General features: G+C 68.6%; 11 protein-coding genes and 1 pseudogene. 6 read left to right on the top strand and 6 right to left on the bottom strand.

Translation table 11 applies throughout. From position 1 onward, the window contains the following. Positions 1 to 20: 20 nt before the first annotated feature. Complete coding sequence (locus ACWDSI_RS04300; RefSeq protein ID WP_449755768.1) at positions 21 to 1007, bottom strand: hydrogen peroxide-inducible genes activator; 987 nt, start codon at positions 1005 to 1007, stop codon at positions 21 to 23. Positions 1008 to 1117: 110 nt separating this feature from the next. Here ACWDSI_RS04300 and ACWDSI_RS04295 point away from each other — a divergent pair, with 110 nt between their 5' ends. Then, entirely contained in the window at positions 1118 to 1705 is a 588-nt protein-coding gene (locus ACWDSI_RS04295; RefSeq protein ID WP_449748302.1) for a peroxiredoxin, read from the top strand. 11 nt (positions 1706 to 1716) lie between these two features. Beyond that, the gene (locus ACWDSI_RS04290) at positions 1717 to 2250 is read left to right on the top strand and encodes a carboxymuconolactone decarboxylase family protein (RefSeq protein WP_449748303.1); all 534 of its coding nucleotides are present in this window, start codon (positions 1717 to 1719) and stop codon (positions 2248 to 2250) included. Between the two features lie 99 nt (positions 2251 to 2349). Here the strand turns inward: ACWDSI_RS04290 and ACWDSI_RS04285 are convergent, their stop codons facing one another. Both ACWDSI_RS04285 and ACWDSI_RS04280 read right to left on the bottom strand, forming a co-directional pair. Further along, entirely contained in the window at positions 2350 to 3579 is a 1230-nt protein-coding gene (locus ACWDSI_RS04285) for an aminotransferase family protein (protein ID WP_449748304.1), read from the bottom strand. Between the two features lie 38 nt (positions 3580 to 3617). Next, positions 3618 to 4232 carry a hypothetical protein gene (locus ACWDSI_RS04280; RefSeq protein ID WP_449748305.1) on the bottom strand — a complete coding sequence of 205 codons (615 nt, stop codon included), beginning with the start codon at positions 4230 to 4232 and terminating at the stop codon, positions 3618 to 3620. 67 nt (positions 4233 to 4299) lie between these two features. Between ACWDSI_RS04280 and hrpA the strand changes: the two genes are divergently transcribed. Beyond that, a complete protein-coding gene (hrpA, locus tag ACWDSI_RS04275; protein ID WP_449748306.1) occupies positions 4300 to 8328 on the top strand; it encodes an ATP-dependent RNA helicase HrpA in 4029 nt (1342 codons plus the stop codon). Here hrpA and nrdR read toward each other — a convergent pair. Together nrdR and ACWDSI_RS04265 are read right to left on the bottom strand one after the other, a co-directional pair. Beyond that, on the bottom strand, positions 8302 to 8814 hold the full coding sequence (nrdR, locus tag ACWDSI_RS04270) for a transcriptional regulator NrdR (protein WP_449748357.1): 513 nt from the start codon (positions 8812 to 8814) through the stop codon (positions 8302 to 8304). The genes hrpA and nrdR overlap by 27 nt on opposite strands. A gap of 185 nt (positions 8815 to 8999) precedes the next feature. Next, positions 9000 to 9518: a LysM peptidoglycan-binding domain-containing protein gene (locus tag ACWDSI_RS04265; RefSeq protein ID WP_449748307.1), complete on the bottom strand. Its 519-nt coding sequence runs from the start codon at positions 9516 to 9518 to the stop codon at positions 9000 to 9002. 422 nt (positions 9519 to 9940) lie between these two features. Between ACWDSI_RS04265 and lexA the strand changes: the two are divergent. Further along, positions 9941 to 10570, top strand: a pseudogene (lexA, locus tag ACWDSI_RS04260) (transcriptional repressor LexA); the annotation flags it as partial. Between the two features lie 7 nt (positions 10571 to 10577). On the opposite strand, the gene ptsP reads toward lexA, so the two are convergent. Then, on the bottom strand, positions 10578 to 12254 hold the full coding sequence (ptsP, locus tag ACWDSI_RS04255) for a phosphoenolpyruvate--protein phosphotransferase (RefSeq protein WP_449748308.1): 1677 nt from the start codon (positions 12252 to 12254) through the stop codon (positions 10578 to 10580). A gap of 132 nt (positions 12255 to 12386) precedes the next feature. Between ptsP and ACWDSI_RS04250 the strand changes: the two genes are divergently transcribed. Together ACWDSI_RS04250 and ACWDSI_RS04245 are read left to right on the top strand one after the other, a co-directional pair. Beyond that, on the top strand, positions 12387 to 13157 hold the full coding sequence (locus ACWDSI_RS04250; protein ID WP_449748309.1) for a DeoR/GlpR family DNA-binding transcription regulator: 771 nt from the start codon (positions 12387 to 12389) through the stop codon (positions 13155 to 13157). Further along, positions 13154 to 14119 carry a 1-phosphofructokinase family hexose kinase gene (locus ACWDSI_RS04245; protein ID WP_449748310.1) on the top strand — a complete coding sequence of 322 codons (966 nt, stop codon included), beginning with the start codon at positions 13154 to 13156 and terminating at the stop codon, positions 14117 to 14119. The genes ACWDSI_RS04250 and ACWDSI_RS04245 overlap by 4 nt, the downstream gene beginning before the upstream one ends. The last annotated feature ends 77 nt before the right edge of the window (positions 14120 to 14196 follow it).

Raw genomic sequence — 14196 nt, 5'->3', positions numbered from 1 at the left:
ACCCGGTGCCGGTGCCGCGTTCACGCAACGGTGGCGTGATCGACGCCGGGCGCCTCCACCCGCACCGCGCCGGTCTGGTCGACGAGCCTGCCGATGATCGATGCGAGTCGCCGGTAGGCGTCGTCGCGTCCGGACGACTCGCGATAGACCAGGCCGATGCGCCGACCCGGTCGCGGCGCGGTGAACGACGCGGTGGCCAGTTCACCTCCTGCGGTCTCGGCGGCCACCGCCGTCCCCGGGATGAGTGTCACACCCAGGCCGCCCTCCACGCACTGCACGGCGGTGGCCAACGACGCGGCACGAGTGTGCCCGATGTCGGCGCGCACCCCGGCCAGACGGCACACCTCGAGCGCCTGATCGCGCAGACAGTGCCCCTCGTCGAGCAGCAGCAGCGGCAGCTCCGCCAGCGCGCTCGGCTCCACCCGTTTGCGTCCCGCCAAGGGGTGCCCCGCCGGCAGTGCCAGCACGAAATCCTCGGCATAGAGCGGGATCTCGGACAGCCCCGGCGCATCGGCGGGCAGCGCCAGCATCGCGGCGTCGAGCGAGCCCTCGCGTAGTTGCGCCACCAGCCGGGCGGTTTGGTCCTCCACGACACGCAGCGTCAGCGCCGGCAACTCACCGGCCTGCCCGCGCAGAATCGTCGGGAGCACATACGGCGCGACGGTCGGGATCAGTCCGAGGCGCAGCGTGCCGTCGAGCGGATCATCCGAACCTGCTGCCGCGGCGAGGAACTCGTCGACGGCGTCGATCACCGCTATCGCCTTCGGCAGCAGCGACTCGCCCTCCGGGGTCACGAAGACGCGCCGGGTTGTGCGTTCGATGAGCTGGGTGCCGAGTCCGGCCTCCAACCCGGCCAGCGCTTGCGAGAGTGAGGGCTGGCTGACTCCGAGTTCGATTGCCGCAGAACCGAAGTGCCGTTTGCGGGCGAGGGCGACAAAGGCGCGCAGACCAGCCACCGATGGCTGATAACTTCTATCGGACATGCCTATCAGTGTAGTGCTAATCATCACGTTTCGCTTTCGGCCAATCTTCGGCAGAATCAAGGGGCAACCGCACAACACGTAGTTCGCGCGCCACCCACGAACGCCAGCGACACAAAAGGAGCGAGAAGCACACCATGGCTCTTCTGACCATCGGAGACCAGTTCCCCGCATACAACCTGACCGCCGTCATCGGCGGTGACCTGAGCAAGGTCGACGCGCAGCAACCCGACGACTACTTCACCCAGATCTCCAGCGACGACCATCCCGGAAAGTGGCGGATCGTCTTCTTCTGGCCCAAGGACTTCACCTTCGTGTGCCCCACCGAGATCGCCGCCTTCGGCAAGCTGAACGAGGAGTTCGCCGATCGTGACGCCCAGGTGCTCGGCGCCTCGGTGGACAACGAATTCGTCCACTTCCAGTGGCGTGCGCAGCACGAGGATCTCAAGACCCTCCCCTTCCCGATGCTCAGTGACCTCAAGCGTGAGCTGGCCGAGGCCACCGGTGTGCTCAACGCCGACGGCGTCGCCGACCGCGCCACCTTCATCGTCGACCCGAACAACGAGATCCAGTTCGTGTCGGTCACCGCGGGGTCGGTGGGCCGTAACGTCGACGAGGTGCTGCGCGTGCTCGACGCCCTGCAGTCCGACGAACTGTGCGCCTGCAACTGGCGCAAGGGCGACCCGACCATCGACGCCGGCGAACTGCTCAGCGCGAGCGTCTGAGGGGTACCGACGTGAGCATCGACAACCTCAAAGAAGCCCTTCCCGAGTATGCCAAGGATCTCAAGCTCAATCTGAGTTCGCTGGCACGCTCGACCGAGCTCAGTGAGCAGCAGTTGTGGGGCACATTCCTCGCCACCGCCGCCGCCTCGCGCAATGCGAAGGTGCTCAGCGAGATCGCCGACGAGGCCGCCGACACGCTGTCGGCCGAGGCGTACAACGCAGCACTTGGTGCCGCATCGATCATGGGCATGAACAACGTCGCCTACCGGGCCAAGAGCTTCCTCGGCGACGACTACGCCCAGGTGCGCATGGGCCTGCGGATGAACATCATCGGCAACCCGGGCGTCGACAAGGCCGACTTCGAGCTGTGGAGTCTGGCCGTGTCCACCATCAACGGGTGCCACGACTGCACCGCGTCGCACGCCGATGTGGTCCGCAAGGCCGGTCTCACCAAGGAGCAGGTCTGGGAGGCGGTCAAGGTGGCCGCCACCATCCAGGGTGTGGCCCAGGCCATCACGACCACCGAGGTCCTGGCCAACGCCTGACCCGGCGCGCAGATCTCAGCAAAACGCGCACCGACTCCGGGACGCGCGCCTTGCACAAGGCGCGTTCTTTCGAGTCGGTGCGCGTTTGCGTATGAGCGGTCAGCTCAGTGCGGCGGCGAACCGCTGCGCCATCTGCGCCACCTCGTCGGTGGTCATCACGAACGACGGCGAGATCTGCAGCGCGCCCTGCCCGGCCGCGCGGGTACTGACCCCGTGCTTGCGCAGCGTGCCGACCGCCGCCATCGCGGTCGGTGCATCCGTGAGTTGCACGGCGGTGACCGCGCCGAGTCCGGTGCGCACCTCGGTGACCGCGTCGAGGTCGGCCAGGGGCGCGAAGTGCGTGGCCAGGTCGCCCTCGAGGCGGGTCGCCTCGTCGAGGAGATGCTCACGCTCGATGATGTCGAGGTTGGCCATCGCGGCGGCCGCGGCGCCGGCGTGACCGCCGTAGGTGTAGCCGTGCCGCCACCAGACACCCCCGGCGAAGAAGGGCTCGGCCACGCGCGGGGCGACGAACACCGCACCCATCGGCACGTAACCCGACGTCAAACCCTTTGCGGTGGTCATCATGTCGGGTTCGAGGCCGAACCGCGACGAGGCGAACCAGCTCTGCCCGCCGATGCGGCCGAATCCGGTGACCACCTCATCGGCCACGAACAGCACGTCGTGGTCGCGACAGATTTGACGCACTTCGCGCAGATAGCCTTCCGGGGGCAGATAAATCCCGCCGGCACCGATGATCGGTTCGCAGAAGAACGCGGCGATCTTGTCGGCGCCCACCCGCTCGATGAGGCCGAGCAAGCTCTTGGCGTCGTCCCACTCGACGGTCTGGGCGTCGGGCATCAGGGTGCCGTAGCCGTCATGATTGGCCGGGATACCGGCCAGCGAGGTCCCGGCCACATGCATCCCGTGATACGCCTTGGTGCGGCCGACGATGATGTTCTTGTCGGTCCGCCCGAGTTCATGCCAATAGCGGCGGGCGAGTTTGGCGGCGGTGTCCACCGAGTCGCTACCGCCGGAGGTGAAGAAGACCTTGGAACCGGGCACCGGCGCCATCGCGCCGAGACGGTCGGCCAGTGCGTCGGTCACATCCGCGGTGACGTCACCGAACCCGGAGTAGTGGGCGAGACGTCCGAGCTGGTCGGCGACGGCTTCGGCGACCTCGGTACGTCCGTGCCCGATGTTGGTGAACCACAGTCCCGCCGTCGCATCGAGGTATTCGTTGCCCTCGACATCCCAGATGCGGGCGCCCTCACCCCTACTGACCACGAACGGGCCGCTCGCGCCGACCGAGCCCATGTCGGCGAATCCGTGCCACAGAGAACCTGCCATGTGGTCAATGATGCCCAACCGGCGCCCGATGACGTCGGCTACCCCTCCCGCGGGGGTGGCCGCACGCCGCAGGACCGCAACTCGAGCACCGCCAGTTCGTAGACCACCTCGTCATCGCGGTCGCGCCATCGACCGATCAGATCGTCGTCGATGCGCGCGAGTGCACGCAGGGGTTGATGGGTCAACGCCCGCAGGGCGAACAGGTCCAGGTTCGGCGCAGCACCGATCAGCCGCCGTGCCGAACCTGCCCGGCGGGCGAACCGCACGCGAGGGGGCAACCACAGCGCGAGCATCAACATGATCGGCACGACCGCCGCCGCCACCCCGGCGAACATCGCCAGGTGCGCCACCGCCGACGCCTGCGCGGTACCCGCCTCCTGCAGCGCCGTGCCGGCACCACCGGCGGAATCGAACGGCTTGCGGACCCCGTCGGGGATCAGCGGGACGTCGGCCACCTTCTGTCCCGCCGACGTCAGTCCGTCGTGGAGGTGTCTGCCGGCGTCGGCGAGTTTTCTGCCCGGTGTCGCCAGATCCATCACCAACCGGTGCAGCGTGACGCCGATGTAGACCGAGAACGCGATCCAGCACACGGCCGCGATGTCGGCGACGATCTGACGGAACCTCTGGACGGGAATGTCCGCGTAGAGCTTCATCCGACGAGTGTCCACCCGCACTCGCCCGTCACGTGTCCGAACGGGCCGACCTATCCTGGATGTCATCATGTCCGTCTCCCCCGACCCGTCCCTGCCTCATCCCGTGCACAGCGGCACCGCGGAGACATCGACCGGGATCGACACGAGGTCCCTGCGTACCGGCCTGGCGCAGGTGAGCATCGCCGACGAACATCGGTTACGTCGCCGCCTCGACAAGCTCGGACGCTCCCCCTCCGACGAGGCGCTCGCCGCCGCAGCCCGGGACATCGATGCGGCGCAGCGGCGTCTGGCGCGTCGGCGCGCGACCGTTCCGGTCCTCGACTTCCCGCCGGAACTGCCGGTGTCGGCGGCCCGCGACGAGATCGCCGCAGCCATTGCCGACCATCAGGTGGTGGTGGTGGCCGGCGAGACGGGATCGGGAAAGACGACGCAGTTGCCCAAGATCTGCCTCGAACTCGGCCGCGGCATCCGCGGGGCAATCGGCCACACCCAACCCCGACGCATCGCGGCGAGTTCGGTGGCCCGCCGAATCGCCGACGAGACCCGCACCCGGATCGGCGACGCCATCGGCTATTCGGTGCGATTCTCCGACCGCTCCGGCGCCGACACCCTGGTCAAGGTGATGACCGACGGGATCCTGCTGCGTGAGATCGCCACCGACCCGATGTTGCGCGCCTACGACACCCTCATCGTCGACGAGGCGCACGAACGCAGCCTCAACATCGATTTCATCCTCGGATACCTCCACCGGCTGCTGCCGCGCAGGCCCGACCTGAAACTCATCATCACCTCGGCAACCATCGAACCCGAGCGATTCGCCCGGCATTTCAGTGACATCGGGGCGAACGCGACGCGGACCCGTGAGGTGCCGATCCTGGAGGTGTCGGGGCGCACCTATCCGGTCGACGTCGTCTACCGGCCACCCGCGTTGCGCGACGGACCCGACACCGGCGACGAACGCGGTGGTGGTGAACACGCCGACCTCGATCAGATCCAGAGCATCGACGCCGCTATCGGCGAACTGTGGGGCGCCTCCCATTCCGGCGGCGACATCCTGGTGTTCCTGCCGACCGAACGTGACATCCGCGAGACCGCCGACGCGTTGCGCCGCCGCGTGACCGCGGGTGCCGAGGTGGTGCCGCTCTACGCCCGGCTCTCCATCGCCGAACAGCAGAAGGTGTTCACCCCGTCGCGGGGAAACCGGATCGTGTTGTCCACCAACGTCGCCGAAACATCGCTGACGGTCCCGGGAATCCGGTACGTGATCGACACCGGCACCGCGCGCATCTCGCGGTATTCGGCACGCACCAAGGTGCACCGGCTTCCGGTGGAGAAGATCTCGCAGGCCAGCGCCCGTCAGCGCGCAGGCCGTTGCGGACGCGTCGCGCCCGGCGTGTGCATCCGGCTCTACAGCGAAGAGGATTTCGACTCCCGACCGGCATTCACCGACCCGGAGATCCTGCGCACCGATCTTGCCGCGGTGATCCTGCAGATGGCCTCACTGCGGCTCGGTGACATCGCCGAGTTCCCGTTCGTCCAGCCACCCGACGCACGTGCCATCCGCGACGGACTGTCGGTGCTCACCGAACTCGGCGCCATCACCGCCACCGACCGCACCAGCAGCGACCCACGGCTGACACCGGTGGGCCGCACCATGTCCCGCATCCCGGTGGATCCGCGGATCGCGCGCATGCTCATCGCGGCCCACGAGCAGGGATGTCTCGATCACGTGCTGGTGATCGCCGCCGCCCTCTCACTGCCCGACGTCCGTGAGCGGCCCGCCGAGCATCGCGAGGCCGCCGACACCGCACACCGCCGCTTCGTGGTGCCCGGCTCGGACTTCCTGAGCCATCTGGCGCTCTGGGAGTACCTGCGTGAACAACGAGACAACTTGTCGGGCAACCAGTTCCGCCGAATGTGCGAACGCGAGTATCTGCATTACCTGCGCATCCGCGAGTGGCAGGATCTGCACCGGCAACTCGAGCGGATCGTCGCCGACCTCGACTGGTCGACGACCGCCACCGAACGCGACGCCGACGCGATCCACCGTTCCGTTCTGGCCGGGCTGCTGAGCAACATCGCCGCCCGTAACGCCGAGGGTCGCGAATACACCGGTGCCCGCAACACCACGCTGGTGATCTTTCCCGGTTCGCCGGTCTCCAAGAAGCCACCGCCGTTCCTGATGGCCGCCGAGATCCTCGAGACCTCAAGGTTGTTCGCCCACACCGTGGCGGGCATCGACCCACTCTGGGCCGAACGCCTGGCCGGCGATCTCGTGAAACGCACCTACTCCGAACCGCATTGGTCGGCCAAACGCGGTGCGGCGATGGCCTATGAACGCGTCACCCTCTACGGCGTCCCGCTGGTGGCGCGTCGTCGCGTGAACTACGGACCGGTCGACGCGGTGGCGGCACGAGAGATCTTCATCCGGCATGCGCTGGTCGAGGGTGACTGGCGCACCGATCACGACTTCTTCGGGCGCAATCGTGCGTTGCTGGCCGACGCCGCCGACGTCGAACATCGCGCCCGCCGCCGTGACGTGGTGATCACCGAGGATCAACTCTTCGACTTCTACGACCGCAGGGTGGCGGCGGAGGCCACGTCCGCGCGCCACTTCGACACCTGGTGGCGCACCGCGCGCAAGCAGAATCCGCACCTGTTGGATCTGCGTCGCGAGGATGTCGCCGCCGACGTCACCGTGTCCGACAGCGACTACCCGGGAGCGTGGCAGCAGGGCGACACCCGTCTGGAGTTGCGCTACCGGTTCGAGCCCGGCGCCCCGGACGACGGGGTGACCACGGTGATCCCGCGTGCCCTGCTGACGCATGTACGGTCCGCCGGATTCGACTGGCTGGTACCGGGAATGCGCAACGAGTTGGCCGCCGAGCTGGTGAAGACGCTGCCCAAACAGATCCGCAAGACGATGGCACCCGCGCAGCGGTTCGCCGACCTGGCGTTGCAACGTCTCACCCCGCGCAAAGAGCCGATCATCGTCGGTCTGGCCCGCGAACTGTCGGCGATCACCGGTCATACGGTGCGGCCCGACGACTTCGCCCCGGAAAACCTGCCCACCCACCTGCGCATGCACTTCGCCGTCACCCGGCCCGACGGTGACAATTATGGCGGGGACAATCATGGCGGGGACATCATCGCCACCGGGACGTCGCTGCCCGACCTGGTGACCCGCCTCTCCGGAGACGCGCCGGCGCCGACACGTCGACCGGTCTACACCTCCTGGACCGCCGACGGCATCGGGACCCTCGCCGACGCGGTCACCGAACCCGTTGCCGGACAACACCTCACGCGTTATCCCTCGTTGGCGGTGGTCGACGGCGCCGACGTCCGGCGGGCCGTCTCGCCGACCACCGCGGCGTCGGCACATGCCCGCGCCGCGCAAATGTCCGCGGCGGTCACGGTACTTCTCGATCACGCCATCGCCCCGCTGAGCCGTAAGATCAGCGCCACCCTCGACCCAGCGGACCGGCTCGCGTTGAGCCAGAACCCGTATCACGACCCCGACGGCCTGTACCTCGACTGCACCCGGCGGGCCATCCGCGACATCGCGCCACGGACCGCCGACCTGGGAGACGTGCGCGACCCGGTGGCGTTCGCCGAGATCGTCCGCACCGTGAGCCCGGAGGTTCGGTCGGCGGCGCCGGACTACTTCGGCCTGGCGGTGGCCGCGCTGGCACAGGTAGCCCCGTTGCGGGCACAGATCGACCGGCACGCGGGCAGTGTGGCCGCCGACGACGTGGCAGATCAACTGGCGCAGTTGATTTTCGACGGTTTCGTGGTGGCCACGCCGCGCGAGCACCTGACGCACCTGCCCCGCTACCTGCAGGCCGCGCGGTACCGGCTGGAACAGTTGCCCGGCTCGGCCGACCGCGACCGCGCGGCGCTGGCGTCGGTGGACCGGGTGGTCGAGCGCTGGAATCAACGACTCGCGCAGGTTCCGGAGCCGCGCCGCGATGCGGTCAACGAGCAGGCGGTCTGGATGGTGGAGGAGTTGCGGGTCGGGCTGTTCGCCCAGCGCCTCGGCACCGCCTACCCGATCTCCGAGAAACGCGCGCTACGAACTCTGGACCGTCTCGGCTGACACCGACTGGCCGTCGCCGGCTGTGGTCTCTCGACGCCGGGTCAGGTTGCCCTGCAGATCATCGATCTCCCGCTGGAAATCCTCAAGCGAGTCGAACGAGCGATACACCGAGGCGAACCGCAGGTAGGCGACCTCGTCGAGGTCACGGAGCGGACCGAGGATCGCCAGCCCCACCTCGTTGCTGGGGATCTCCGCCGATCCGGACGCGCGCACCGCGTCCTCGACCTGCTGCGCGAGCTGTGCGAGGTCGTCCTCGTTGACGTGCCTGCCCTGACAGGCACGCCGAACCCCGCGCATCACCTTCTCCCGGCTGAACGGCTCGGTCACCCCGTTGCGTTTGACCACCGCCAACACCATGCTCTCCACGGTGGAAAATCGTCGTCCGCACGCGCTGCAGGCGCGTCGCCGACGAATGGCCTGACCTTCGTCGGCGACCCGGGAATCGATCACCTTCGTGTCTTCGTTGCGGCAAAACGGGCAGCGCATCTCGTCCTCGGGCACATCGCGGGACGCACCAGCGACGAACGCGAGCAGCGAGCCGTCGCCGTGTCGGTTTCCGACAGGACCCTGTGCCCTCGAGGATACCGTTCCGTGATCAGGCGGTCCGGGATCAGACGGTCCGGGATCACGCCGGGCTGGGGTGACGGTGGTCTGGGGTGACAGTGGCCGGGTCACCGGTAGGTGGGGGCGAGCAGCGGCTGACCCACCCGCAACCCGCTCGACGGCAGATCGTTGAGGTCGACGATCTCGTCGATGACGGCCTGCTCCGGCATGCCGGGAGCGACCCGCCCGGCGATGGTGCTGAGCGAATCCCCCGCCCGCACGTGGATCACCTCGGTCGACACCGGTGCGGGCATTACCGACCGCTGGTAGTCGGCGCCCACGATGCCGATGACCCACACGGCGACGGCAAGACCCGCCCCGACCAGCACCGCGAGCGCAGCGGCACGGCGCCGGCGATACACCGTGACGGCGGCTTCCCCACTGCAGCGGGTGCCCCGGGGAGTCGGACCCATCCGGTCGACAGCGGTGGGGCGCCCGGCGGGCGCGCGATACGGCCGCCCACGCCGGTCGTCGCGCGAGCAGCGTGCACCTCGCGGCAACGCGTGGACTCGTCCGGGATCGGTCTGCCGGGAAGTGCCGGTACCCGTGCCGGTACCGGGACGAAGGGTAAGGATGTCGGTCGCCATGGTGTCCTCCAATTGCTCGATCACGCGTTCGATGAACGGATGTTCGATTAGTATCACGGGGGACCGACAAAGTCTCGCGACACGTCGAACACATGTTTGAAGTTGTCGGGCTTCTGGGCTACTGTCGGCGACGGGCGATACGGAGATCAGCGGTTTTCCCGCCGTCCTCCCCGACCGTCCCGCAACCGTGGCATCGGGCAGTGAGCCGTGGTCACCCAGCAGCGAAAGGAAGCCATCCGATGAGCGACACAACCCGGCGCACCGAGGCGCCGCCGAAGAAGAAGTCCGGGGCGGCGCAGAAGAAGGGCCCCGCGTCGTCGGCGAAGGCCACCGCCGGGTCGGCGCACAAGAACACCGCCGGGACCGCGCACAAGACCACCGCCGGGTCGGCCGAACACCACGAGGATTCGGTGACCGTCGAAGCCGAACTGACCGCACGTCAGCGCGGTGTACTCGAGGTCATCCGCAAGTCGGTGCGCGAACGCGGCTACCCGCCGAGCATTCGGGAGATCGGCGACGCCGTCGGCCTCACCTCCACGTCATCGGTGGCGCATCAGCTTCGTACCCTCGAGCGCAAGGGCTTGCTCAAGCGCGACCACAACCGCCCGCGCGCGGTGAACGTGCAGGACGCGACCGATCCCACCACGCCGAATGAGGCCGCGATCGGCGACCTTCCCACGCCCACGTTCGTTCCGGTGCTGGGCCGGATCGCGGCCGGTGGTCCCATCCTGGCCGAGGAAGCCGTCGAGGATGTGTTCCCGCTACCTCGCGAGTTGGTCGGAGACGGTTCCCTGTTCCTCCTGCGGGTGGTGGGCGAATCGATGATCGACGCCGCGATCTGCGACGGCGACTGGGTGGTGGTGCGTCAGCAGAATGTCGCCGACAACGGTGACATCGTGGCCGCGATGATCGACGGAGAGGCCACCGTCAAGACCTTCAAGCGCAAGGACGGCCACGTGTGGCTCATGCCCCACAACCCTCTGTTCGAACCCATCCCCGGCGACGATGCGGCGATCCTCGGCAAGGTCGTCACCGTGATGCGCCGGGTCTGAATTCCGTTCAGCCGAGTTGGTCGGCGGCCGCGGCGCGAGCCTGCGCGGGTGATGTCGCGGCCAACGCTGCCGTCGCCGCTGCTCGGCAGCGATCGAGACCGACCCCGGCGAGCCGCGCACCCACCGCGGCAGCCGCAGCGGGTGCCGCCGACAGCGAGGTCACGCCCAGGCCGACGAGGACGCAGGCCAGCGCCGGATCGGCAGCGGCCTCGCCGCACACCCCTACCGGCTTGCCGCTCGCCGCGCCCGCCTGCGCCACCTGCGCGATCAGGTGAAGGACCGCCGGCTGCCACGGATCGGTGAGTTCGGCGAGTTCGGCCGACATCCGATCGGCCGCCATCGTGTACTGGGTGAGGTCGTTGGTGCCGATCGACACGAAGTCGACCTCCGCGAGGATGGCGGGCGCCAGGATCGCGGCGGCCGGGACCTCGATCATCACGCCCGCCGTGAGGCCGTGCGCACGCACCTTGGCGGCGAATGCGGCCGCCTCGGCCACAGTCGCGATCATCGGTGCCATCACCCACGGCGCCGACTCCGACTCGCGGCCGGCACGCGCGATCGCCTCGAGTTGTGTCTCGAGGATCTCCGGATGCTCGATCGCGATGCGGTCGCCACGCACGCCGAGTGCCGGATTGGCTTCGTGGGCATGCGTGATGAACTTCAGCGGTTTGTCCGATCCGGCGTCGAGCGTCCGGATCACCACTTTGCGTCCCTCGAACGCCTCGATCACATCCCGGTAGAGCCTGGTCTGTTCGTCGACCGTCGGCGCGTCGGCACGGTCGAGAAATGCGAGTTCGGTGCGGAACAAGCCAACACCCTCGACGGGATGCCCGGTGGCCGCGCGCGCCGACGCACCGTCGGCCACATTCGCCAGGATCGGCACCGGATGACCGTCGGCGGTGCATCCCGGTCCGCGCCATGCCGCGACCTGCGCGGCGTCGGCCCGACTGCGCTGCACCGCCGCGGCGGCCACCTCCGGGTCGGGTGCGACGATCAGCGACCCCGACGCGCCGTCAACGAGTACCGGTGTGCCGCCGTCGATCCCGGTGAGCCCCGCTACCGCCACCACGCAGGGTATGCCCAGTTGACGGGCGATGATCGCGGTGTGGCTGGTGGGTCCGCCCAGTCGCGTGACCAGCGCGGTGATCAGCGCGGGATCGAGACCGGCCGTGTCGGCGGGTGCCAGGTCGTCGGCCAGCAACACCGACGGCTCCGCCGGTTCCGGCACACCGGGTTCCGGCTCGCCGAGTAGTTCGGCGATGATCCGGTCCCGGACGTCGTTGAGGTCGGTGATGCGTTCGGCCATGAGGCCACCGAGCTTGGCGAACAACTGCGCAAACTGGTCGGTGGCCGCGGCCGCTGCGGCCGGCGCGGGCGTCCCCTGCCCGACGAGTGTGGTGGCTGCCTGAATCCATCCACGATCCTCGGCGAGGCCCGCCGTCGCGACGAGGACCTCGGCGGCCGCCCCGGAACTGTGGGAGGCGCGCTCACGCAGTCGCGACGCCACCGCGCCCGCAGCGTCGGAGAGTCGTTTGGCCTCCACCTCGCGGTCATCCTCGGTGATCAGTTCGTCGGCACCCAGATGTGCCGGATCGTGTGCCGGCCGACGTCCCGGCCAGACGGCCGGTCCATATGCGAAGCCGGCCACAACTGGTGTGCCCGTCAGTTCGGTAACTGTGCTCATGTGATCGAAGTTACTCAGAACTCTTGACTTGTCAACACAAACGGGCGTAAACAAACAGATAGGAACATCGAAAGCCACACATAGTCACAGACCGCCGGACTTGCCGGCGCTGGAGCTCAGATCGGAGACAGTGTGTACGCCGAGGAACGACAACAGGCGATCACCGAACAGGTCCTCACCCACGGGCGCGCGTCGGTGACGGCTCTCGCATCCCATTTCGACGTCACCAGCGAAACCGTTCGCCGCGATCTGGCCGCCCTCGAACGCGCCGGACTGCTCCAGCGGGTGCACGGCGGTGCGGTACGGCCCGGGCTGGTCACAGTGATCGACGAGCAGGGCATCGACGAACGCGAAAGCTCGCACACCACGCAGAAGGAGGCGATCGCCCGGGCAGCCATTCGCTTCCTGCCCCCCGACGGCGGATCGGTGATCTTCGATGCGGGCACCACCACCCATCGAACCGCGCAGCTGTTGCCGCACGATCGCCGCCTCACGCTGGTGACCACCAGCCTCCAACTCGGCGCCGTGCTGACCGCGTACGGCCGATGCACCCTGCAGATGATCGGCGGCCGGGTCCGCGGTCTCACCCAGGCCGCGGTGGGCGCCGACACCGTCGCCGCACTCGGCAAACTGCGCGTCTCCACCGCCTTCGTCGGCACCAACGGAATCAGCGAAGCGCACGGCCTGTCCACCCCCGACCCCGACGAGGCCGCGGTGAAGGCAGCCATCGTCAAGGCGGCACAACGGGTGATCGTGCTCGCCGACTCATCCAAGATGAATCGCGAGGACCTGAGCTCGTTCGCCGACCTCGAGGACGTCGATGTGCTCGTCACCGACGACGCGATCGATCCGGAGTTCTCCGCGGCGCTCTCCGCGCGCGGCATCGAGGTCGTGATCGCATGATCCTCACCGTCACCGCCAATCCCAGCCTCGATCGCACCCTCGAGATCTCCGGGCCGCTGCTGCGCGGCGAGGTGCAGCGCGCGGTCGGCGTCCGCGCCGAGCCCGGCGGGAAGGGTGTCAACGTTGCCCGGGTGATCGCCGAGGCCGGAATCGCCACCACCGCGATCCTGCCCGCCTCGGACACCGATCCACTGCTCGCCGCACTCGACGACGTGGGCCTGTCGTACCGCACCGTTCCGGTCGCCGGCGAGGTGCGGTCCAACATCACCATCGCCGAACGCGACGGCACCACCACCAAGATCAACGCCTCGGGTCAGCCGCTCGACAGCGCGCGACTGCGGATGCTCACCGACCTCATCCTCGATCTCGCAGATGGTGCCGGCTGGGTCACGCTGTGCGGATCGCTGCCTCCCGGCGTACCCACCGACTGGTATCGGACGGTCGCCGATCGTCTCGTCGGACTCGACTGCCGCGTGGCGATCGACACCTCGGGTCCACCGCTGGTCGACGCGGTCACCGGCCGCGTCGACCTCGTCAAACCCAACGACGAAGAACTCGCCGAGGTATGCGGTGCCGATCCGGCCGTGTTCGCTGCCGCGGTGGCCGGCGGCGACCTCGGACCCATCGTGGCGGCCTCCGCGCACCTCATCGGCACCACCGGCGGTGCCGTTCTCGCCACCCTCGGCGCCACCGGCGCCGTCCTGACCACGCCGTCGGGAAGCTGGTTCGCCACCCCGCCACCGATCGTCCCGCGCAGCACCGTCGGCGCCGGGGACGCGTCGCTGGCCGGTTACCTCATCGCCGAATCGCGAGGGCTCGACGAACCCGACCGGCTGCGCTGGGCGGTGGCCAACGGGGCCGCCGCTGCCGCACTCCCCGGAACACAACCACCCCGACCCGACCATCTCGACCTCGACGGCGTCACGGTCACCGACCTCGCAGGAGCCGCCCCGATCAGTTGACACCCACCGACACGCTCCGACGACGAAGCGGCCGGTACATCCGGCTCCCGGGTCCTTCACCGGACCGACCAGACGGT

Source organism: Gordonia sp. NPDC003429 (genome assembly GCF_053588575.1).
This window is presented reverse-complemented; position numbering and strand designations above follow the sequence as displayed.